The following is a 22,483-nucleotide window of genomic DNA, read 5'->3' on the forward strand; positions in this document are numbered from 1 at the left end:
TTTGTTTTGAAGCTTAAAGCGAGTTACCTTCTATAAGGAGGCACATTTATGTCGGATTATTTAGTTATTGTGGAATCGCCAGCAAAGGCAAAAACAATTGAACGATATCTTGGAAAAAAATATAAAGTAAAAGCATCCATCGGTCACGTGCGGGATTTGCCGAGAAGTCAAATGGGTGTAGATGTAGAAAATGACTATGAACCAAAATATATTACTATACGAGGAAAAGGTCCCGTATTGCAAGACCTGAAAAATGCTGCAAAAAAAGCGAAGAAAGTTTATCTCGCGGCTGACCCCGACAGAGAAGGGGAAGCAATTGCTTGGCACTTAGCTAACTCATTGAATGTTGATATTAATTCGGAATGTCGAGTTGTTTTCAATGAAATTACAAAAGATGCTATTTTAGAATCATTTAAACATCCTAGACCTATAAATATGGATTTAGTAGATGCACAACAGGCTAGAAGAATTTTAGATCGCCTAGTTGGCTATAATATTAGTCCAATTTTATGGAAGAAAGTGAAAAAAGGTTTATCTGCTGGACGAGTTCAATCTGTAGCATTACGTTTAATCATTGACCGTGAAAATGAAATAAATAACTTTGTTCCAGAAGAGTATTGGACGATTGAAGGGCAATTCGAGAAAAGTAAAAAAGCATTCGATGCTCTTTATTATGGTACGGATAAAGATAAAGTTAAGCTAACAAACGAAAGTGAAGTAAAAGATGTTCTTAAAGGGATGAAAGGCAAAAAGTTTGAAGTAGCAAATGTCGTGAAAAAAGAAAGAAAAAGAAATCCAGCCGCATCCTTTACAACTTCTTCTCTTCAACAGGAAGCTGCTCGTAAACTTAACTTCCGAGCTAGAAAAACGATGATGCTTGCACAACAATTGTATGAAGGAATTGACCTTGGAAAAAAAGAAGGTACTGTAGGTTTAATCACCTACATGCGTACAGATTCTACTAGAATCTCTGATACAGCTAAGGCTGATGCACATGCATACATTCAAAATGAATACGGCTCAGAATATATAACGAGTAAAAAAGAAGAAAAACAATCCAAAAAAGCTCAGGATGCGCATGAGGCAGTAAGACCAACAAGTGTTCTAAGAACACCAGAGCAGTTAAAGAGCATCCTATCTAGAGATTTATATCGTTTATATAAATTGATTTGGGAGAGATTTATTGCTAGCCAGATGGCTCCTGCAATATTAGATACAGTTTCGGTTGATATGAAAAATGGGAACGCAATATTTAGAGCAAATGGTTCACAAGTAAAATTCCCAGGATTCATGAAAGTGTATGTGGAAGGCACGGATGACCAAACGGATGACAAAGACAAACTGTTGCCTGTATTAGAGGTTGGAGATAAAGTAAATGCGCTTTCGATTGAACCTAAACAACATTTCACACAGCCACCACCAAGATATTCAGAAGCAAGACTAGTTAAAACGCTAGAAGAACTTGGGATAGGCAGACCATCCACATATGCTCCTACACTGGATACGATACAAAAAAGAGGGTATGTGGCATTAGAGACTAAACGTTTTGTACCAACTGAGCTTGGAACAATCGTACATCAACTAGTACTTGAATTTTTCCCGAATATTTTAAATATCGAGTTTACAGCACAAATGGAAAAAGACTTAGATAGTGTGGAAGAAGGACAAGTTAGATGGGTCGAAGTCATAGATGGATTTTATAAAGATTTTGCCAAACATGTAGAGCATGCGGATGCTGAAATGGAAAAAATCGTTATAAAAGATGAGCCTACTGGTGAAGATTGTGAAAACTGTGGTTCTCCAATGGTCTATAAATTAGGACGATATGGTAAATTCATGGCTTGTAGTAATTTCCCAGATTGTAGAAACACGAAAGCAATTGTGAAAGAAATTGGCGTTCCATGTCCATCTTGTGGAGAAGGGCAGATTGTGGAACGTAAAAGTAAAACAAAGAGAATTTTTTATGGATGCGATCGTTATCCTACATGCGACTTTGTTTCTTGGGATAAGCCGATTAATAGACCATGTCCTAAATGTAATGATATGTTAGTAGAGAAAAAGCTGAAAAAAGGCGTACAAATTCAATGTGTAGCTTGTGATTATAAAGAAGATCCACAGAGTTAAAAGAAAGAAGGTTTCAACATGACTGAAATAGTAAACGTGATAGGTGCAGGACTGGCAGGAAGCGAGGCTGCATGGCAAATTGCAAAGCGAGGAGTAAAAGTTCATCTTTATGAAATGCGACCTGTAAAGCAAACACCTGCACATCATACAGATAAATTTGCTGAACTAGTATGTTCAAATTCGCTTCGTGCTAATACCCTAACAAACGCTGTAGGGGTTATTAAAGAAGAAATGCGTATGTTAGAGTCACTTATTATTCAATCTGCAGATAATAGTAGTGTTCCTGCAGGTGGAGCACTAGCTGTAGACAGACATGATTTTGCAGGAAGAGTAACAGAGGTCATTCGCAATCATCCAATGATTGAAATCATAAACGAAGAAGTAACCGAGATTCCAGAAGGTATTACTGTAATCGCTACAGGCCCTTTAACTTCTCCTGCATTGGCAGAGAAAGTAAAAGAGATAACTGGTCAAGATTATTTATATTTTTATGATGCAGCTGCTCCAATTGTTGAAAAAGATAGCATCGATATGGATAAAGTATATTTAAAATCTCGATACGACAAAGGGGAAGCGGCTTATCTTAACTGTCCAATGACGGAAGAGGAGTTTAATCGTTTTTACGATGCACTTGTAGAAGCAGAAGTGGTACCATTAAAAGAATTTGAAAAAGAAATTTACTTTGAAGGGTGCATGCCAGTAGAAGTAATGGCTAGCAGAGGCCGTAAAACGCTTTTATTTGGACCGATGAAACCGGTTGGATTAGAAGATCCTAAAACAGGTAAACGCCCTTATGCGGTTGTTCAATTAAGACAAGACGATGCTGCTGGAACCCTCTATAATATCGTTGGATTTCAAACACATTTAAAATGGGGACCTCAAAAGGAAGTTCTTCAATTAATTCCAGGATTAGAAAATGTGGAAATTGTACGATATGGAGTTATGCACAGAAATACATTTATTAATTCACCGACTGTCCTAAAACCGACTTATCAGCTAAAAGCGAATAAACAAATATTCTTTGCCGGTCAAATGACTGGAGTTGAGGGCTATGTAGAATCAGCAGGAAGTGGATTACTTGCAGGTATAAACGCTGCTAAGCTTGCAAAAGGGGAAGAATTAGTTGTGTTCCCAAGTGAGACTGCACTCGGTAGTATGGCTCGATATATAACAGAAGCTGACCCTAAAAACTTCCAACCAATGAATATTAACTTCGGATTATTTCCTGAGCTACAACCAAAAGTAAGAGACAAAAAAGTAAGAACTGAGCAATTAGCCAATCGAGCATTAACGACGATTCAAAATTTTTTGAAAAATAAATCGGTTTAATTGCTTTAAGCCTCTAAAGGTTGTATACTTTTAGAGGCTTTTACTATGGGAATACAAACTGGAGTGTTTAAATGATTGGATCAGATTTGCTACATTCATTTATAGACTATATTCAATTAGAGAAAAATTACTCTAATCTAACTACCCGTGAATATAAAAAAGACATTGAACATTTTTTACTATTTTTAGATGGAGAAGGTGTAACTGATTTAAATGAGGTTGAATACGTGCATGCAAGATTATATGTAACAACCCTTTATGATAAAAAGTTAGCTAGAACTTCAATATCAAGAAAAATCTCCTCTATTCGCTCTTTTTATAAGTTTTTACATAAAGAGTTTGATATTCGGGAAGATGCTTTCCGATCCTTGTACCATCCTAAAAAAGAAGAAAGACTTCCTCATTTCTTTTATGAAGAAGAAATGGAAAAACTGTTTCAAGGGAACGAAGGGGATGATCCGCTATCGTTACGAAATATGGCTATACTTGAATTATTGTATGCTACAGGCATTCGTGTTAGCGAACTTATTTCTATAGAATTAAGTCATATAGATAAGAGTTATGGAGTTATTCGTGTTATGGGTAAAGGTAGAAAAGAAAGGTATGTTCCAGTTGGAGATTTTGCTCTAAGTGCCGTAGAGGAATACGTCCAAAAAAGTAGACCAAAATTAATGAAGTCTACATCTCATCCCTTTCTCTTTGTGAACAATAGAGGAGCGCACTTAACAGCACGTGGAGTGCAATATATATTAAACGAAATGATGAAGAAGGCTTCCTTACACACAACTATTTTTCCACATATGCTGCGTCATACCTTTGCTACACATTTATTGAATAATGGAGCGGACTTAAGGAGTGTTCAAGAATTATTAGGCCATTCCCATTTAACTTCTACTCAAGTTTATACGCATGTTACGAAAGAACATTTAAGAAAAACGTATATGAATGCTCATCCAAGGGCATAAGTATTGGAGGTAAACAATATTGGGTAATATACATGCAACTACAATATTTGCTGTCAGTCATAAAGGAAGTCAGGCTATGGCAGGAGACGGACAGGTAACTTTGGGTAATCAAGTTGTTATGAAACATACTGCTAAAAAAGTAAGAAGACTTTTTAATGGTCAAGTGGTTGCTGGTTTTGCTGGTTCTGTTGCAGATGCTTTTACTCTTTTTGAAATGTTCGAAGGAAAACTCCTTGAGTATAATGGCAACCTTCAAAGGGCAGCCGTTGAGCTTGCAAAACAATGGCGTGGAGACAAAATGCTACGCCAATTAGAAGCGATGCTTTTAGTAATGGATAAAAGTAATCTATTACTCGTATCAGGAACTGGCGAAGTTATAGAACCGGATGATGGCATTTTGGCAATAGGCTCTGGTGGAAATTATGCTTTAGCTGCTGGAAGAGCGTTAAAACAATATTCAGGTGATCGTTTAACAGCTGAAGAGATTGCAAAAGCTGCTTTAACAACAGCAGCAGATATTTGTGTATTTACTAATCATCAAATTGTCGTGGAGGTTTTAGGTGAATGAAGGAAAACAACTTAACGCCAAAGCAAATTACTGAGCACTTAAATAAATATATCGTTGGGCAAGATGCTGCAAAAAAAGCTGTTGCAGTTGCTTTGCGAAATAGATATAGAAGACAGTTACTAGATGAAGATATGAAAAATGAAGTGATCCCTAAAAATATTTTAATGATTGGTCCTACTGGAGTAGGGAAAACAGAAATAGCAAGAAGAATAGCGAAGCTAACAAAAGCTCCATTTGTAAAAGTGGAAGCTACTAAATTTACGGAAGTAGGTTATGTCGGAAGAGACGTTGAATCTATGGTTAGAGATTTAGTAGAAGCAGCGATTCGAATTGTAAAAGAAGAAAAAATGGAAGAAGTTAAAGATCAAGCGACTCGTTTAGCAAACGACGCTATAGTAAAACTTCTTGTTCCTTCTTTAAAGAAAAAGAACGCAAATCAAAACCCTTTTGAAGCATTATTCGGTGGAAAGTCGGAAGATGAACCTTTAGAAGCGGATGACACAGAGGTGCGATTAAAACGTTCACAAATTGCAGAAGATTTAAGAGACGGAAAACTAGAGAATGAAATAGTAACCGTTGAAGTGACAGAACAAGCCCCATCCATTTTTGATGCACTGCAAGGTGGAGGCATGGAAAGTATGGGCATGAATATGCAGGATGCCCTTTCTAGTTTAATGCCAAAGAAAAAGAAAAAAAGAAAAATGAAAGTAAAAGATGCTCGTAAAGTATTAATGCAGGAAGAAGCGAGCAAGTTAATAGATAATGATGAATTATCTCAAATAGCAATTGAAAAAACGGAGCAAACTGGAATCATATTTATCGATGAAATGGATAAAATCGCAAATAAAAGTGGTAATTCTACTTCAGCGGATGTTTCTAGAGAAGGTGTTCAGCGAGATATATTACCGATTGTCGAAGGGTCAACCGTTAATACGAAATATGGTGCGGTAAAAACTGATTATATTCTATTCATTGCTGCAGGAGCATTCCATATGTCTAAACCATCTGATTTAATCCCGGAACTTCAAGGTAGATTTCCAATTCGCGTTGAATTAGAGAAATTAACAAAAGATGATTTTATTCGTATTTTAAAAGAACCTCAGCACTCTTTAACAAAACAATATGAGGCTTTACTTTATACAGAAGGTGTAACTATTTCTTTTTCTGATGAATCAATAGCGAGAATTGGGGAAATAGCTTATGAAGTAAACCAAGAGACCGATAATATAGGAGCGAGACGTCTTCATACAATCTTAGAGAAAATTTTAGAAGACCTTTCATATGAAGCTTCTGACATTTCTCCTGCTCATATTCAAATTACTCCTTCCTATATTGACCAAAAACTTGACAATATTGTGAAAAACAGAGACTTATCGCAATTTATCCTGTAATATGAAGTTGAATTGCTTTCAAAAACAATTAAAAACCTTTAGAATATTAAAATAAATATGAAAATTATATTGGAGGATTCACAATGAATTTATTAGACAAAACAAGAAAAATTAACTCTATGCTACAAGCATCTGCAGGTAAACCTGTTAACTTTAAAGAAATGGCATCAACATTAAGTAACGTTATCGAATGTAACGCATTTATAGTTAGCCGTAAAGGTAAACTTCTTGGACACGAAGTACATCAGCAAATTGAAAATGATCGTATGATTAAAATGATGGAAGAACGTCAATTCCCTGAAGAGTATACAAAAAACTTATTTAATGTGAATGAAACATCATCTAATCTAGATGTTTTCAGTAAACATTCAGTATTCCCAGAAGAGAACCGCGAATTGTTTAAAGAGGGCTTGACTACAATCGTGCCAATTATCGGCGGTGGCGAACGTCTTGGAACATTGATCCTTGGTCGTTTGCAACAAGAATTCCATGACGATGATTTAATTCTTGGAGAATATGGTGCAACAGTTGTAGGAATGGAAATTTTACGTGAAAAATCGGAAGAAATTGAAGAAGAAGCTAGAAGTAAAGCTGTAGTACAAATGGCTATCAATTCCTTATCATACAGTGAGTTAGAAGCTATTGAACATATATTTGAAGAGCTTGATGGTAATGAAGGCTTACTAGTTGCTTCTAAAATAGCTGACCGCGTTGGTATTACTCGTTCAGTAATAGTAAATGCTCTACGTAAACTTGAAAGTGCTGGAGTAATCGAGTCTCGTTCACTAGGAATGAAAGGTACGTACATTAAAGTTCTTAATGATAAATTTTTGGCAGAACTAGCTCAACTTAAAATGAAATAAGAATTGAAATTTAAACCTCTTCTACCATTGGTAGAAGAGGTTTTTTTGACATCTTATTGAAATATTTTTGTCAAAGGAATAAATATCCAGTAAATTGAAAATTTCCTCAAAATAGTAAGTACGAATTAGAGAAATTGGATTTTAGTCACAAAAAAGAGAAAAATGGCGAAAAAAAAGGAAAAATGTCCTATGAAAATTCAAAAAAGAGAATAGACACTTTGTTACATTTTCATTACAATTAAATTATTATGATTTTCATAGATAATTATTAAAATTCTTCCGATTTGAAAATAATGAGGTGTAATAATTGAGCATTTTTGGTGGAACGATATCGAATTTGGAACGAGGATTAGACTTTTCCGCTATTAAACAGAAAGCAATAGCGCAAAATATAGCAAATGTCGACACTCCTAATTATAAAGCAAAAAGCGTAAGTTTTGGTGATGTATTTTCGGAAGCAAAGCAATCGACAATATCTGCAAATAGGACGAATGAAAAGCATTTTAATTTTCAAATGAATGTGAGTTCTCCAGGCGTTTATAACTACGCTAATTTCCGATATAACCATAATGGCAATGGAGTCGATATGGATAAAGAACAAGCAAATCTAGCGACAAACCAGATTTATTACAATGCATTGGTTGATCGTGTAAGCGGAAAGTTAAATACATTACAAACAGTTATAAAAGGAGGTAGATAATCATGTCGATTTTTCATGGGATGAATACCACAGCCTCCGCACTGACTGCACAACGTCTTCGTATGGATGTTATTTCATCCAATATGGCTAATGTTGATACAACTCGTGCAAAATTAGTCGATGGTGAATGGCAAGCTTATAGAAGAAAAAGTGTGACTTTTCAACCACTTGAAGGTCAATTCTCTAGTTTCTTAAATGTTGCTATGGGAAAAACAAATAAAGAAACAGTTGGTAACGGAGTAAAAGTTTCAAGTATTAAAGAAGATACGGAAACACCATTTAAACTTGTGTATGATCCAACTCATATTGATGCAAACGCAGAAGGTTATGTAGAAATGCCGAATGTAGACCCATTGAGAGAAATGGTAGATTTAATATCTGCAACTCGTTCTTATGAAGCGAATGTAACAGTGTTCAATGCCAATAAAGCGATGCTTTCAAAAGCTTTAGAGATTGGTAAATAGAAATGAAAGAAGGTTTACTTAAATATGGCAATAGAATCTGTTTCTTTATTTAATCCAGCTCAAATAAATCCAACTTCTTCTACTCCAAAAATTAGTCCATTTGAGGCACAACAGAACTTTGGTGATTTTTTGAAAAGTGCCCTTGAGTCAGTAAATGCTAATCAAAAAGCTTCAGATGTAGTAACTGAGAAGTTAATTCGTGGAGAAAATGTAGAATTGCATGATGTGATGATTGCTTCTCAAAAGGCAAGTATAACTTTGAATGCAACAATGGAAATTCGAAATAAAGTAATCGAAGCGTATCAAGAAATCATGAGAATGCCTGTATAAACCCTCGGTTATATTTAAATATCGAGTAAAAATATTCACCATAGCCGGAGGATAATAATGAATGAACGAATAAAAAAAATCACAAGCGATGTCTCTACATTTTGGAAGAGTCGAACGAAAGTACAAAAAGGAACGATAATTGGAAGCTTGATTGGAGTAATACTAATTGCTGCTATTATCACATTCTTTTCGACAAAAACAGAGTTTGTTCCTTTGTATTCTGATGTAGCACCATCTGAAGTAGGACGTATAAAAGAAACATTGGATGCTCAAGGGGTAGAAAATAAAATAGCTCCTGGTGGAACATCTATATTAGTTCCATCTGATCAGGTTGATTCGTTATTAGTTCAACTTGCAGCTGAAGGCTTCCCTGAATCAGGGATGATTGATTATAGCTTCTTCTCTCAAAATGCTGGATTTGGGATGACTGATAATGAGTTCAATGTTTTAAAATTGGCCTCTACTCAGACAGAACTTGCAAATTTAATTAAAGGCATAAAGGGAGTTAAAGATGCAAAAGTAATGATTTCATTGCCTGAGGAAGGAGTATTTTTATCTCAAAGCAATGATGCAGCTAGCGCATCTATTGTCCTTAATACAGAACCAGGATACCAATTTACAGATGTTCAAATTCAATCTCTTTATAATTTAGTATCTAAATCAGTACCAAATTTATCGACAGAAGATATTGTTATTACAAATCAATACTTCGAATACTTTGATCTTCAAACTGCTAACTCTAATTCAACGGGAGCTAATGTCGGCGACCAAATGGCTATTAAAAAATCAATAGAACGCGATTTACAAAGACAAGTACAAACAATGTTAAGTACTTTAATGGGGCCAGACAAAGTTGTAGTTTCCGTTACAACAGATATTGACTTTCAACAAGAAAAAAGAGAAGAGAACTTAGTGGAACCAGTTGATGAAGAAAATATGGCGGGTATTGAAATAAGTGCACAACGAATTTCAGAAACTTTTACTGGAACTAATCCTACAGCAGGTGGAACACCACAAGGCGAGGATGCTACCGATAATTTTACAAACTATGTAGAGGGTTCTAGTGCAAACGGGGATTACGAAAGAACAGAGGATACGATTAATAATGAGGTAAATCGTATTCGAAAAGAAATTGTAGAAAGTCCTTACAAAATCAGAGATTTAGGAATTCAAGTAATGGTTGAACCACCAACTCCTGATGATATAACTTCTATGCCTGAGGGTGTTCAAGGAGATATTGAACAAATTCTTGCAACGATTGTACGAACTTCCATCGATAAAGATGAAGTTGAACAGCTAACTGAAGAGCAACTACAAGAAAAAATTGTTGTTTCGGTACAACCATTCAATGGAAAAGCAACTACAGTTGCGGCAACAGATTCAATGATTCCTTGGTGGGTTTACGTAATCGGAGGAATACTTTTAGCAGCAATTATTCTACTAATTGTTTTCATTCTTCGTTCACGTAGAAACGAAGAAGAAGAATTAGTCATTCTTGAGGAACAAAGAGAAGAACTAAAAATAGATGATATTAATAAAGAAAAAGAGACAGAATCTACTTTAAGACGTAAACAATTGGAAAAAATGGCGAAGGACAAGCCAGAAGATTTCGCAAAATTATTACGAACATGGATAGCAGAGGATTAATGGAGGACGGCTATGATAAAAAAAGAAAAAGAACTTAGTGGGAAACAAAAAGCCGCGCTCTTATTAATTTCTCTCGGCCCAGAAGTTTCAGCTTCTATTTATAAACATTTAAACGAAGAAGAAATCGAGCGCTTGACATTAGAAATTTCAGGTGTGAAAAAAGTGGAGCCTGAAATTAAAGAAGATATTATAGAAGAGTTTCATAATATTGCACTCGCTCAAGATTATATTTCGCAAGGTGGTATTGGTTACGCAAAAACAGTGTTAGAGAAAGCACTTGGTTCAGATCATGCACAAGCGATTATTAATCGATTAACATCTTCCTTACAAGTACGACCATTTGATTTCGCAAGAAGAGCTGAGCCAACACAATTATTTAATTTTATTCAAAACGAGCATCCACAAACAATTGCGCTAATTTTATCCTACTTAGAAGCTCAACAGGCGGGTATTATTCTTTCTTCCTTACCGCAAGAGGTTCAAGCAGATATTGCCAAGCGAATTGCAACAATGGATTCAACCTCACCGGAGGTTATTAGTGAAATTGAATCTGTACTAGAGCGAAAGTTGTCTTCTACAGTTACACAAGATTATACAGAAACTGGTGGAGTAGATGCAGTAGTAGAAGTATTAAACGGTGTAGACCGAACAACAGAAAAAACAATTTTGGATGCCCTTGAAATTCAAGATCCTGAACTTGCCGAAGAGATCAAGAAGAGAATGTTTGTCTTCGAAGATATTGTTACGCTTGATAATCGCTCCATTCAACGAGTTATACGTGATTGTGAAAATGAAGACTTGCTTCTTTCTATGAAGGTTTCAAGTGAAGAAGTAAAAGATATTATCTTTAGAAATATGTCTACGCGTATGGCTGAATCTTTTAAAGAAGAAATGGAAATTATGGGTCCTGTACGACTAAAAGATGTAGAGGAAGCCCAAACAAGAATTGTTTCTGTCATTAGAAGATTGGAAGACGCTGGTGAAATAATAATTGCTCGTGGTGGAGGAGATGACATTATTGTCTAGGATTTTCCGAAACGTACAAGTGAATGATAATAGTGAAAAAACAAGACCAATTCAAATAAAAAGTCTGCAATTAAGAGAAGAAATAGATATAGATCAACCTCTTTCGCTTGATGTAATTCTGAAAGAAAGAGATCAATTGCTCCATGAAGCGGAAGAACAAATTGCTTCGACAAAAGAAGCATTAGCCCAAGAAATAGAACAAACTAAACAATATGTGGATGAACAATTAAAAACGTGGGAAGAACAAAAAATTGCATATCAGCAAGCTGCTTATGACGAAGGCTTTATGCAAGGGTTAGAAGAAGGTAGAAATAAGGCTATAGCGGATATGCAACAATCTTTATCTATTGCGAATGAAACAATACAAGTAGCACACGAAAACGCAACAAATTATTTACAACAGCAGGAGCAGGTTATTTTAGAACTTGCAATTCGAACTGCAGAGCGAATTATTGGAACGAAGTTAGAAGAAGAGGAAGAACTCTTTTTATCTGTTGTCAAAAGGGGTTTAAAAGAAGTTAGAGAGATGAAAGAAATAAAGCTTTATGTGTCTCCGACATATTTTAAGTTAGTTTCTAATAATCGGGACGAACTTGCATCCATATTCCCAGTCGATGTTCCGTTTATGATTTTTGTTGACGAGGATATGAATGATACAGATTGTTATATTGAAACGAACCATGGAAGAATTGTTGTAAGTATTGATGAACAACTACAAGAATTAAGACTAAAACTAGTAGAAATTCTGGATCGTATGGAGTGAACTTGATGAAAGCAGTTGATTTAATACAACAAATCCCTAATCTTTCAACCTTTAAGAAATATGGACGTGTGAATCGTGTTGTTGGTTTGATGATTGAGTCACAGGGGCCAGAAAGTTCGATAGGTGATGTATGTAAAATTCACATACATTCTTCTAAAAATGGGCATTCAGTAATTTTAGCAGAGGTTGTTGGTTTTAAAGAAGAGGTTGTTGTATTAATGCCTTATACAAATATCCGTGAAATTTCAACTGGTTGTTTAGTAGAAGGAACAAATCGACCGTTAGAGGTGAAAGTTGGACCAGATTTAATTGGAAAAGTCCTCGATTCAATGGGAAACCCAATCGATGGAACAGTATTACCAAAAGGCTTGATGACTGTTGGGACAGAACAAGACCCTCCTAATCCATTAACTAGACCACCAATTGATGAACAAATTGAAGTAGGAGTTAAAGCAATCGATGGCATGCTTACGGTAGGGAAAGGTCAAAGAGTCGGGATATTTGCAGGATCTGGAGTAGGGAAAAGCACATTGCTTGGTATGATTGCAAGAAATACAAATGCAGATTTAAATGTCATAGCTCTTATTGGAGAGCGTGGGCGAGAAGTACGAGAATTTATAGAAAGAGATTTGGGTAAAGAAGGTTTAGAACGATCTATTGTTATCGCCGCTACTTCCGATCAACCTGCTCTGATGCGTATAAAAGGGGCTTTTACAGCTACTGCTATAGCAGAATATTTTCGTGATAAAGGACTTAACGTCATGTTAATGATGGACTCTGTCACACGTGTTGCTATGGCACAGCGTGAGATAGGTTTAGCAGTTGGTGAACCACCTGCTACAAGGGGTTATACCCCATCCGTATTTTCCATCTTACCAAAACTTCTTGAGCGTACAGGTACAAATGAGAATGGGACGATTACAGCCTTTTATACAGTTTTAGTTGATGGTGATGATATGAATGAACCAATTGCTGATACAGTACGAGGGATTCTCGATGGACATATAGTACTCGATCGTTCTCTCGCAAATAAAGGTCAATACCCTGCGATTAACGTTTTAAAAAGCATTAGTCGATTAATGAACCATATATCCGATGAAGAACACAAAAAAGCAGCTGAACGTTTACGTGATTTGTATTTCACCTACAACAAATCAGAAGACTTGATTAATATTGGTGCATATAAACGAGGTACATCCAAAGAAATAGATGAGGCTATACAATATGAACCTTTAATAACTTCTTATTTAAAGCAAGGTTATTTAGACAAAGTGTCGCTAGAGTCTAGTGTGAATGAAATAATTACTTTAGCAAATGGTGGTGTTAAATAATGGTTGCTTATCAGTATAAATTTGCTAAGATATTGACTGTTCGTGAACAAGAAAAATCAGAAACAGAGCTAGCATACAAAGAATCTGTTGTCGCTTTTGAAACCGTTGCTACGGAATTATATGATTTGTTGAAAAAGAAAGAAGATACAGTTGATGCTCAAAATAACCAACTTAAGCAAGGATTATCTATTAACCATATTCATCATTTCTCGAACTTTATAGACGGGTTGCAAAAAAGAATAGATAAAGTACAAAAAGAAGTTATGCAAGCACGTTCTAAAATGAACTGGTTTGAAGAGAAACTTTTAGAAAAATCTTTAGAGGTTCGTAAATTTGAAAAGATAAAGGAAAAAGATTACGAACTTTTTCAGCAAGATCAACTTAGACTTGAAACAATCCAATTGGATGAAATTTCATCCTTAAAGTTTCAAAAAAGAGATTAGGTGAGTAGAACATGGCTAATAGAAACAAAAAAACTAAAAACATTGAAAAAGTAGACGATGAAACAAAAGGCATTGGCAAAATAAAAATGTTCTTTTATTGGTTTATCATTCCTTTTCTATTCGCTTTAGCGGTCCTCTTGATAGTTGCTCAAATAGCGAATATAAATGTTTTTGAAAAAGCAAAAGAATTATCAGGTGCTGGTCAACCGGAAATAGTTACAGAGGATGTAAAAACAAACCGTTTAGAGGAAAAAGTTGTTTCTCTACAAGCTGAAATCCAAGAAAAAGAAGTAGAAATAGATAACTTACAATCAGAAATAGATAATTCGGCAAAAAAAAATGAGGATTTATTAGTTGAACAGCAACGTTTGTTGGATGAAATAGAGAATCTACAACGACAACAAACGAGCACTAAACAAGAATACGCTGAAATAGTTTCTACTTTTGAAAAAATGTCTGCGAAATCTGCTGCACCTGTCATTTCTAAAATGAGTGACGCAGAAGCATTAAGAATTTTAAATAGCTTAAAACCAGATACAGTGGCAAAAATTTATGAAAAAATGACACCAGAAGAAGCAGCAAAATATACAGAATTAATGACAAAGCAATAAGAGTGATTTTCAATTGAGAGGAGGTGAAATATTGAATATCGCAGCAGTTGCAAATTTAGGAAATAATATAGTGGTCCAATCAAAAGGTAAAGTACCAGATATGAATACGAACAATCAACTATTTGGAAATGTTTTTGGACAAGTATTATCTAATCAACAAGTTCAGTCACCCCCTATACCTGATGATTCTCAACTAAATCTTGTACAAGAGTTACTTAACATTTTAGATGTAGATGCATTGGAAGAAGCGGAAAGTCTAATAGGTTCTAAAGACTTGATAGTAAATCCAAAAGAACTGAAAGAATTATTAAGTAAGCTCTTAGGTGAAAATGCGACAACAGATGAAGAGTTATCAGAATCTAACGTATGGGATTTGTTAGCAGGTTTAAATGTACAAGCTAGCCAACTGAAAGATGCAATCGTTCAATCTTTAAATGGACAAGGTCCTGTATCTTCTGTAGAAGCAAGTCAAGCTGTGCAATTGTTGAAGATAATACAACTTATTGGAAAGAAATCTGATTTGACACTAAAACAAGAATCTACTTTATTTGATTTAAATCAATTAGTGAAAGACCTGAAAGATGCTGTATCTAAAGAAGTTAAACTTCCATTGACACTTCCAACTGATATGTCTAACAATAAGGCTGTAAATGCTGCTATGAATAAGCTTTCACTAGATCAAACAATGAAACCAAGTGTTCAACAAGTTGTAATTAAACAAGTAGCAACACCGACCGAAAAAGTAATTGAGACGAGAGAAGTAGTTTCTCCTATACAAGGTCAGTCGTCAATGATAGTACAAACAAAGGTTGAAACTGTTTCAGTAACATTGCCAAATGAAAAACCGGGACAATCAGAGGAATTTCTAAAAGATTTGCAAAAAGTGATGAATCGTGTTCAATTTGGACAAGCAGGTGGAGCAAATAGACTTGTCGTCAAGCTTTATCCTGAACATCTCGGAACAATTCGAATTGAATTAATTCAAAAAGATGGAATGCTTACAGCTAAAATGCTAGCTTCGACTACACTTGGTAAAGATTTGTTAGATTCTCATTCAAATCAGTTAAGGCAAGGGTTAGTTAACCAGAACATTCAAATTGAGAAATTAGAGATAACACAATCTGTACAAGATTCAGCAAGGCAGGAAAGAAATCAATCTTTCCAAGAATCATTTAGACAACAACAAGAACGACAAGAAACTAAAAAGGATGAGAAAGAAGAAATTGCTACTTTCGAAGACTTTTTAAAAGAAGTGGAGGTTTAATATATGGCTGAAATGAATCCGATCACAAGCAGCATGTACTTGCCAAAGGAAAAAGCAACACGTACCACAGGGAATAGTACGCTTGGAAAAGATGAATTTTTGAAAATATTAATGGCCCAATTACAAAACCAGGATCCAACGAATCCAATGAAAGACAACGAATTCATCGCACAAATGGCTCAGTTTTCTTCGTTAGAGCAAATGACTAACTTGACGGCAGCATTTGAAAAATATGCATTGGCGCAAGAACAAACCCAAATGATTGAATATACTAATTTCGTTGGGAAGTCTGTGAAATGGCATGAAATAACAGATGAAAAAGGCGAAGATGGTAAACCAATTACAAAAGAAGGTACCGGTACAATTGCTGGAGTTAAGTTTGTTAATGGGGGAGTACAATTCACTCTTGCTGATGGAAAAGTTATTACACCAGGCAATATATCAGAAGTTCTGTCGAATAACTCAAATTCCAATAGTTTAGTAGAAGCAAGTATGTTAATTGGAAAAACAGTAAGCTATATGGACGGGGAAGCAGAAAGCACTGCTCAAGTTGAATCTGTTTCGAAAAAAGATGGAAAGATTGTCTTTAATATCGCTGGAGGTAAATCTATTACCGCAGATCAAATTACAGCAATAAAATAAATTAGAACGGAGATATGCAATGGACAAAATTAATATTAATCGCGTTCCGCTGCAAACTACAATCCGTCAACCACTCACATCTAAACAAGTTACTTCGCCAAAGCAATCGTTTTTGCAACAATTGCACGAGGCTAATGCAAAAATAGAATTGAAAGTAAGTAAACATGCAAATCAACGTTTAGTTGAGAGAAATATTCACATAACAGATGCAGAATGGCAACTGGTGAGTGACAAAGTAACAGAAGCACGCTCAAAAGGTGTGAATGACTCATTAGTATTGATGGACCAAGCAGCATTAATCGTAAGTGCAAAAAATGCAACAGTGATTACTGCCATGAATCGCACGGAAGCGAAAAATCAATTATTCACCAATATCGACGGCACCATTGTGCTGAACTAAATAGATAGCAGGACCTTTAAAAGGATGCTATGTGCAGCTGACTGATAGACGCTAGCACGCAAATCGAAGGGAGAAAAACATACATGATTCGCTCAATGTACTCAGGAATTTCAGGCTTAAAAAACTTTCAAACAAAATTGGATGTTATCGGTAACAACATCTCAAACGTAAACACTTACGGTTTCAAAAAAGGACGCACTGTATTTAAAGATTTGATCTCACAAACAACTTCAGGTGCTTCAGGTGCTTCTGCAAATCGAGGAGGGGTGAATCCGAAACAAGTTGGTTTAGGATCTCAATTAGCATCAATTGATACGATTCATAGTGGTGGATCACTTCAATCAACTGGAAACACGCTTGATTTGGCAATGTCAGGTGATGGATTCTTTATTGTTGCAGATTCTGCTGCAACGCCGACGCCTGGAACAGATGTAGCATTACAAAATTTACAGTACACACGCGCTGGAAATTTTTATATGGATGCAAATGGTTATTTAGTAAATGGTGATGGTAAATATGTCTATGGATTTAGTGAAAATGCAGAAGATATTGATACTACTGGAACAGCAGCTGGTCCTGGAGTAGATCCAGGATACGCTATTAATCCAGATGGAACTATTGGAACTGGTACAATAGGTCCTATTCGTATCCCAACCAATGCAAAGAGTATGTCAATATCTCAAGACGGAACAGTAACATTTGTTGACGCATTTAATGAACTTCAATATGCAGGGAAATTAGTTAATGCAAAATTTCCAAATGCAGGCGGATTAGAGAAATCAGGTAACAACTACTATACACCATCAAGCAACTCTGGAGATCCTTTATTCAGTTTTGCTACACAAAATGGTATAGGGTCAGTCAACTCCGGATTCCTAGAAATGTCTAACGTAGACCTTTCTGAAGAGTTCACAGACATGATCGTAGCGCAACGTGGTTTCCAAGCGAACACTCGTATTATTACAACGTCTGACCAAATTCTAGAAGAACTTGTTAACTTAAAACGATAATTTATTAGAATCTTAGTTGAAAGTAAGGGAGGGTTGGGCCGTTCCTTTAATGGCCCGGCCCTTTATATTGATAAATTTGACTCGTTTAAACGGTAAAGAGTTTTTGTTGAATGCATTATACATAGAGACGGTTGAATCTTTTCCGGATACTACGATAACGCTCACAAATGGTCATAAATATGTTGCGTTAGAATCTAGAGAAGATGTGGCCAAAAAAATCGCTCAGTTTTACAAAGAAATACATATTTTATCGAACCCCCATTTAAGAGGTGAAGAACATGAAGAGTAAAAATAAACTTTTAACCATCATGCTAATTATTTTAGTTTGTATTACATTACTTGGTGTTGTAGCATTGCTTTTTATTTCTCAGTTAAACAAACCAGATGAGGAGACAGGGCCAACAATTGATGAAATTGTTGAATCTTCCATAGATATACCAGAAATAACGACAAATTTAGCTGGAAATAAATTTATCCGTATTTCCTTAAAAGTACAAACGGATAGTAAAGAAGCTGCGGAAGAATTAATAAAACGTGATTTTCAAGTAAAAAACATTGTCATTACAGAGCTTTCTGAAATGACACCAGAAGATTTAGAAGGTAAACAAGGTAAAGCAACATTTCAGTCATCATTGAAAACTAAAATAAATGAATTAATGAATGATGGAGAAGTGCAACAAGTTTATATAACTTCTTATATAATTCAGTAATCGTAACTTTTTTGAATGGAGGTGGGCAGATTGGCAGGAGATATATTATCTCAATCCGAAATAGATGCGTTGTTAAGTGCGCTTTCCACAGGAGAAATGACAGCAGATGAAATGAAGAGTGAACAAGAAGCAAGAAAAGTAAGAGTGTATGACTTTAAACGTGCACTTCGATTTTCAAAAGATCAGATTCGTAGCTTAACACGTATCCATGAAAACTTCGCTCGTTTGTTAACAACATTTTTTTCTGCCCAATTAAGAACTTATGTACAAATTTCAGTAGTTTCTGTAGATCAAATTCCGTTTGAAGAATTTATCCGTTCGGTACCTCATATGACATTAATCAATGTTTTTGAAGTGCCTCCTCTTGAAGGAAATATTCTCATGGAGATTAATCCGAATATCGCTTATTCTATGTTAGATTTGTTAATGGGTGGTAAAGGGGAAGCTTATGCAAAAGTAAATAATATGACAGAAATTGAAACGAAAATTATGACAAACTTATTTGAGCGGTCTTTTGATAATCTTCGCGAAGCATGGTCTAATATTGCGGATATTGACCCAATCTTAACAGAGCTCGAAGTAAATCCGCAATTTTTACAAATGATTTCGCCAAATGAAACAGTAGTTGTTATTTCATTCAATACCGAAATTGGAGAAACGAGCGGTATGATTAATATTTGTATACCACATGTGGTTTTAGAACCGATTGTTCCTAACTTATCTGTTCGTTATTGGATGCAAACAAACAAAAAAGAAGTTTCTCCGGAACAATTAAAAGTATTAGAGAAACGAGTAAAATCAGCTGAAATTCCAGTGGTTGCCGAGCTAGGAAGAACAGACATTTCAATTGAAGATTTACTGTTTTTACAACTAGGTGATGTTATTCAGTTGAATTCAAAAATAGAAGATCCACTAATAATTAATGTTGGAGAAATACCGAAATTTACTGCTCAACCTGGTAAACTAAAAAAAAGAATGGCTGTACAAGTCATTGAAACTTTGAAAGGAGGAGAGGATGATGATGAGTGATGATATGCTCTCCCAAGAAGAAATTGAAGCCCTCCTTAGAGGAACGACTTTAGATGAAGGAAAAACTACAAATTCTGAGACTATTAATGTTGAGGATTATTTAGATTCATTTGCTCAAGATACACTTGGTGAAATAGGAAATATTTCTTTTGGTAGCTCAGCAACTGCATTATCTGCACTATTAGGTCAAAAGGTTGATATTACTACACCTAACATTAGTATGATTAATCGTACAAAATTAAAAGAAGAGTTTCCACATCCATATGTTGCAGTCCAAGTTCAGTACACTGCGGGACTTATAGGAATGAACTTACTCGTTATTAAGCAATCCGATGCTGCGATAATTGCAGATTTGATGCTGGGCGGAGATGGTAAAAACCCACAACCGAATATGAGTGAAATTCAATTAAGTGCAGTACAAGAAGCGATGAATCAAATGATGGGTTCAGCGGCAACATCTATGTCAACTGTTTTCAATAAAAAAGTAGATATTTCTCCTCCATCTATAGACTTAATGAACTTAGAGGTAGATGAAGGAACAGATGCAATTCCTAATGACGATTTACTAATAAAGATTTCCTTCCGATTAAAAGTAGGAGAATTAATTGATTCAAATATTATGCAATTACTACCTTTAGAATTTGGATTGAAGTTAGTTAAATCATTGATGGGTGAGGATGAGGAAGACCAGGTTGCTGCTACAATTATGGAAGAAAGAGTAGAAACTACTCCAAGTCCATCACACCAACAACCATTAAAAGAACAATCTCAGCCGCATGCGCAAATGCAATTTACGCAACCCCGTCCACAAGCGCCGCAAGTGGAAGTACAACAAGCGCAATTTGCAAGTTTTGATGCACCTAATCTGACTCAAAATGAATCAAGAAATTTAAATTTGCTACTTGATATACCACTTCAAGTAACAGTAGAATTAGGTCGTACAAAAAGAACTGTAAAAGATATTCTGGAACTCACTAGTGGATCTATCATTGAACTAGATAAACTAGCAGGTGAACCTGTTGATATTCTTGTAAATAATAGACATATCGCAAAAGGGGAAGTTGTTGTAATTGATGAGAATTTTGGAGTTCGTATTACAGATATCTTAAGTCAAGCAGAGCGCATTCATAATTTAAGATAACCAATGGAGGAAACAAAACATGTCAAAAAGAATTTTAATAGTCGATGACGCTGCGTTTATGCGTATGATGATCAAAGATATTTTATCAAAAAATGGTTTTGAAGTTGTAGGAGAAGCTGGAGACGGCGTCCAAGCTGTTGAAAAATATGCTGAATTAAAACCAGATTTAGTAACTATGGATATTACAATGCCAGAAATGGACGGAATTGCTGCATTAAAAGAAATAAAAGCGAAAGATCCGAATGCCATTATTATTATGTGCTCAGCAATGGGACAACAAGCGATGGTTATTGATGCAATACAAGCAGGGGCAAAAGATTTTATCGTTAAACCATTCCAAGCGGACCGTGTAATTGAAGCAATTTCAAAAGCAATCGGGTAATAATAGGATGAGGAAATTTACCCTCGTTTTCTGTTTCATTTGTTTACTAGCGTTCTACCCATTAAAAGCAGAAGTTTATGCAGCAACTGATTCTAATGAAAGTATTGAAGAATATTTTAACAAAACTCAAGATGAGAAAGATAAGACACCGGTTGAACAAACCGAAACTCCAGAAGAAATAGAATCTGGTGGTGTTTCCATAACTATTTGGGATTATGTGAAAATGATTTTTGCCTTACTTTTCGTCATTCTTTTGTTATATGGACTATTGCGCTTTGTAAATAGTAGAAATAGAACGTTTCAAACAAACCAACTTGTTCAGAATTTAGGTGGAGTTGGGATTAGTCAAGGTAAGTCAGTCCAATTACTTCAAGTAGGTAACTCGTTATTTTTAGTTGGTGTCGGGGAAGATGTTTCATTATTAAAAGAAATAACGGACCCTGAGGAAATAACTAAACTGACGAAAATCTATGAAGAGAAGCAAGAAATCGGAAAGACAGTGCCATTTATAGCAGAGATTTTTAATAACTTAAAAGGCACCATCTCTTCCAAGGCAAATAACAAAGTAAAAAACGATCCTTCATTTAACGAAACGTTCCAAAAAAGATTACAAGAAATCAAAAAAGACCGTAGTGATGTATTAAATGATTGGAAGACAAAGGAGCGAGAAGAAAATGAATGATTTCGTCCAGTTTTTTTCGGACAGTGATCCATCGAATGTCTCCACTTCAATCAAATTAATGCTATTACTAACGGTTTTATCTTTGGCACCAAGTATTTTAATACTCATGACTTCCTTTGCTAGAATCGTTATTATTTTATCATTTGTACGGACGGCGCTTGCTACACAGCAAATGCCTCCCAATCAAGTCATTGTAGGTTTAGCTCTCTTTTTAACTTTTTTCATTATGGCTCCTACTTTTCAGGAAGTGAATGAAAAAGCGCTTACTCCTCTTTTTAATGAAGATATTACATTAGAGGAAGCTTACGAGAGTGCTAGTGTTCCATTTAAAGAATTTATGAGTAAGCATACGAGACAAAAAGATTTAGAGCTGTTTTTGAGATATACTGAGGCGGAACGACCAGAGTCTATAAATGATATACCTTTAACGATTATGGTTCCTGCTTTTGCATTAAGTGAAATCAAAACGGCATTTCAAATTGGTTTTATGATATTTATACCTTTTCTAGTAATAGATATGATTGTTGCTAGTGTTTTAATGTCAATGGGTATGATGATGCTACCACCAGTAATGATTTCATTACCATTTAAAATATTATTGTTTGTTTTAGTGGATGGTTGGTATTTAGTCATGAAATCCATTTTACAAAGTTTTTAGGAGCTGATCG

At 35.3% G+C, this 22,483-nt stretch carries 26 protein-coding genes; all 26 read left to right on the plus strand.

All coding sequences use genetic code 11. The annotated features are described in order from the left end of the window. The first annotated feature begins 48 nt into the window (after window positions 1-48). The 26 genes from topA (at window position 49) to fliP (ending at window position 22,473) form a co-directional block, all read left to right on the plus strand. A complete protein-coding gene (gene topA, locus P2Q73_RS06045; RefSeq protein WP_275784954.1) occupies window positions 49-2,124 on the plus strand; it encodes a type I DNA topoisomerase in 2,076 nt (691 codons plus the stop codon). An 18-nt stretch (window positions 2,125-2,142) separates the two neighbouring features. Then, window positions 2,143-3,453 (plus strand): FADH(2)-oxidizing methylenetetrahydrofolate--tRNA-(uracil(54)-C(5))-methyltransferase TrmFO, encoded by a 1,311-nt coding sequence (gene trmFO / locus P2Q73_RS06050; RefSeq protein WP_275784956.1) that lies wholly within the window; start codon window positions 2,143-2,145, stop codon window positions 3,451-3,453. Between the two features lie 71 nt (window positions 3,454-3,524). Next, complete coding sequence (gene xerC / locus P2Q73_RS06055; RefSeq protein ID WP_056829263.1) at window positions 3,525-4,418, plus strand: tyrosine recombinase XerC; 894 nt, start codon at window positions 3,525-3,527, stop codon at window positions 4,416-4,418. Between the two features lie 19 nt (window positions 4,419-4,437). Further along, a complete protein-coding gene (gene hslV / locus P2Q73_RS06060) occupies window positions 4,438-4,986 on the plus strand; it encodes an ATP-dependent protease subunit HslV (protein ID WP_053589987.1) in 549 nt (182 codons plus the stop codon). Further along, window positions 4,983-6,377, plus strand: coding sequence for an ATP-dependent protease ATPase subunit HslU (hslU, locus tag P2Q73_RS06065; RefSeq protein ID WP_056829264.1), 1,395 nt, complete (start codon window positions 4,983-4,985; stop codon window positions 6,375-6,377). The genes hslV and hslU overlap by 4 nt, the downstream gene beginning before the upstream one ends. An 83-nt stretch (window positions 6,378-6,460) precedes the next feature. Then, window positions 6,461-7,240 carry a GTP-sensing pleiotropic transcriptional regulator CodY gene (gene codY / locus P2Q73_RS06070; protein WP_053589985.1) on the plus strand — a complete coding sequence of 260 codons (780 nt, stop codon included), beginning with the start codon at window positions 6,461-6,463 and terminating at the stop codon, window positions 7,238-7,240. A gap of 307 nt (window positions 7,241-7,547) precedes the next feature. Further along, window positions 7,548-7,940: a flagellar basal body rod protein FlgB gene (flgB, locus tag P2Q73_RS06075; RefSeq protein ID WP_053589984.1), complete on the plus strand. Its 393-nt coding sequence runs from the start codon at window positions 7,548-7,550 to the stop codon at window positions 7,938-7,940. A 2-nt stretch (window positions 7,941-7,942) separates the two neighbouring features. Continuing rightward, complete coding sequence (gene flgC / locus P2Q73_RS06080; protein WP_275784960.1) at window positions 7,943-8,404, plus strand: flagellar basal body rod protein FlgC; 462 nt, start codon at window positions 7,943-7,945, stop codon at window positions 8,402-8,404. A 24-nt stretch (window positions 8,405-8,428) separates the two neighbouring features. Further along, window positions 8,429-8,734, plus strand: a complete 306-nt coding sequence (gene fliE, locus P2Q73_RS06085; protein WP_056829268.1) for a flagellar hook-basal body complex protein FliE — start codon at window positions 8,429-8,431, stop codon at window positions 8,732-8,734. 57 nt (window positions 8,735-8,791) lie between these two features. Continuing rightward, entirely contained in the window at window positions 8,792-10,381 is a 1,590-nt protein-coding gene (gene fliF, locus P2Q73_RS06090; RefSeq protein ID WP_056829270.1) for a flagellar basal-body MS-ring/collar protein FliF, read from the plus strand. Window positions 10,382-10,393: 12 nt separating this feature from the next. After that, a complete protein-coding gene (fliG, locus tag P2Q73_RS06095; RefSeq protein WP_053589980.1) occupies window positions 10,394-11,407 on the plus strand; it encodes a flagellar motor switch protein FliG in 1,014 nt (337 codons plus the stop codon). After that, the gene (fliH, locus tag P2Q73_RS06100) at window positions 11,391-12,170 is read left to right on the plus strand and encodes a flagellar assembly protein FliH (protein WP_172794325.1); all 780 of its coding nucleotides are present in this window, start codon (window positions 11,391-11,393) and stop codon (window positions 12,168-12,170) included. The genes fliG and fliH overlap by 17 nt, the downstream gene beginning before the upstream one ends. Before the next feature lie 5 nt (window positions 12,171-12,175). Beyond that, complete coding sequence (gene fliI / locus P2Q73_RS06105; RefSeq protein WP_056829274.1) at window positions 12,176-13,501, plus strand: flagellar protein export ATPase FliI; 1,326 nt, start codon at window positions 12,176-12,178, stop codon at window positions 13,499-13,501. Further along, window positions 13,501-13,944, plus strand: a complete 444-nt coding sequence (gene fliJ, locus P2Q73_RS06110; RefSeq protein ID WP_275784965.1) for a flagellar export protein FliJ — start codon at window positions 13,501-13,503, stop codon at window positions 13,942-13,944. The genes fliI and fliJ overlap by 1 nt, the downstream gene beginning before the upstream one ends. 11 nt (window positions 13,945-13,955) lie before the next feature. Then, window positions 13,956-14,555 (plus strand): magnesium transporter MgtE N-terminal domain-containing protein, encoded by a 600-nt coding sequence (locus P2Q73_RS06115; RefSeq protein ID WP_275784967.1) that lies wholly within the window; start codon window positions 13,956-13,958, stop codon window positions 14,553-14,555. A 31-nt stretch (window positions 14,556-14,586) separates the two neighbouring features. Then, entirely contained in the window at window positions 14,587-15,819 is a 1,233-nt protein-coding gene (locus P2Q73_RS06120; protein WP_275784968.1) for a flagellar hook-length control protein FliK, read from the plus strand. 3 nt (window positions 15,820-15,822) lie between these two features. Beyond that, window positions 15,823-16,461, plus strand: a complete 639-nt coding sequence (gene flgD / locus P2Q73_RS06125; protein WP_053589975.1) for a flagellar hook assembly protein FlgD — start codon at window positions 15,823-15,825, stop codon at window positions 16,459-16,461. 19 nt (window positions 16,462-16,480) lie between these two features. Next, window positions 16,481-16,861 carry a TIGR02530 family flagellar biosynthesis protein gene (locus tag P2Q73_RS06130; RefSeq protein ID WP_053589974.1) on the plus strand — a complete coding sequence of 127 codons (381 nt, stop codon included), beginning with the start codon at window positions 16,481-16,483 and terminating at the stop codon, window positions 16,859-16,861. An 83-nt stretch (window positions 16,862-16,944) separates the two neighbouring features. Next, window positions 16,945-17,871, plus strand: coding sequence for a flagellar basal body rod protein FlgG (flgG, locus tag P2Q73_RS06135; RefSeq protein ID WP_056829277.1), 927 nt, complete (start codon window positions 16,945-16,947; stop codon window positions 17,869-17,871). Between the two features lie 67 nt (window positions 17,872-17,938). Further along, complete coding sequence (locus P2Q73_RS06140; protein ID WP_053592151.1) at window positions 17,939-18,160, plus strand: flagellar FlbD family protein; 222 nt, start codon at window positions 17,939-17,941, stop codon at window positions 18,158-18,160. Beyond that, on the plus strand, window positions 18,150-18,581 hold the full coding sequence (gene fliL, locus P2Q73_RS06145; RefSeq protein ID WP_053589972.1) for a flagellar basal body-associated protein FliL: 432 nt from the start codon (window positions 18,150-18,152) through the stop codon (window positions 18,579-18,581). Before P2Q73_RS06140 ends, fliL begins: the two co-directional genes overlap by 11 nt. Before the next feature lie 30 nt (window positions 18,582-18,611). Then, window positions 18,612-19,610, plus strand: a complete 999-nt coding sequence (gene fliM, locus P2Q73_RS06150; protein WP_056829279.1) for a flagellar motor switch protein FliM — start codon at window positions 18,612-18,614, stop codon at window positions 19,608-19,610. Beyond that, entirely contained in the window at window positions 19,603-20,751 is a 1,149-nt protein-coding gene (fliY, locus tag P2Q73_RS06155; RefSeq protein ID WP_275785176.1) for a flagellar motor switch phosphatase FliY, read from the plus strand. Before fliM ends, fliY begins: the two co-directional genes overlap by 8 nt. 19 nt (window positions 20,752-20,770) lie before the next feature. Next, window positions 20,771-21,133, plus strand: coding sequence for a response regulator (locus P2Q73_RS06160; protein WP_053589969.1), 363 nt, complete (start codon window positions 20,771-20,773; stop codon window positions 21,131-21,133). A gap of 7 nt (window positions 21,134-21,140) precedes the next feature. After that, window positions 21,141-21,815 (plus strand): flagellar biosynthetic protein FliO, encoded by a 675-nt coding sequence (locus tag P2Q73_RS06165; protein WP_053589968.1) that lies wholly within the window; start codon window positions 21,141-21,143, stop codon window positions 21,813-21,815. Beyond that, window positions 21,808-22,473: a flagellar type III secretion system pore protein FliP gene (gene fliP / locus P2Q73_RS06170; RefSeq protein WP_053589967.1), complete on the plus strand. Its 666-nt coding sequence runs from the start codon at window positions 21,808-21,810 to the stop codon at window positions 22,471-22,473. The genes P2Q73_RS06165 and fliP overlap by 8 nt, the downstream gene beginning before the upstream one ends. The last annotated feature ends 10 nt before the right edge of the window (window positions 22,474-22,483 follow it).

Origin of the sequence: Bacillus sp. Cr_A10 (assembly GCF_029222665.1) — a bacterium.
Lineage (GTDB): Bacteria > Bacillota > Bacilli > Bacillales_A > Planococcaceae > Psychrobacillus.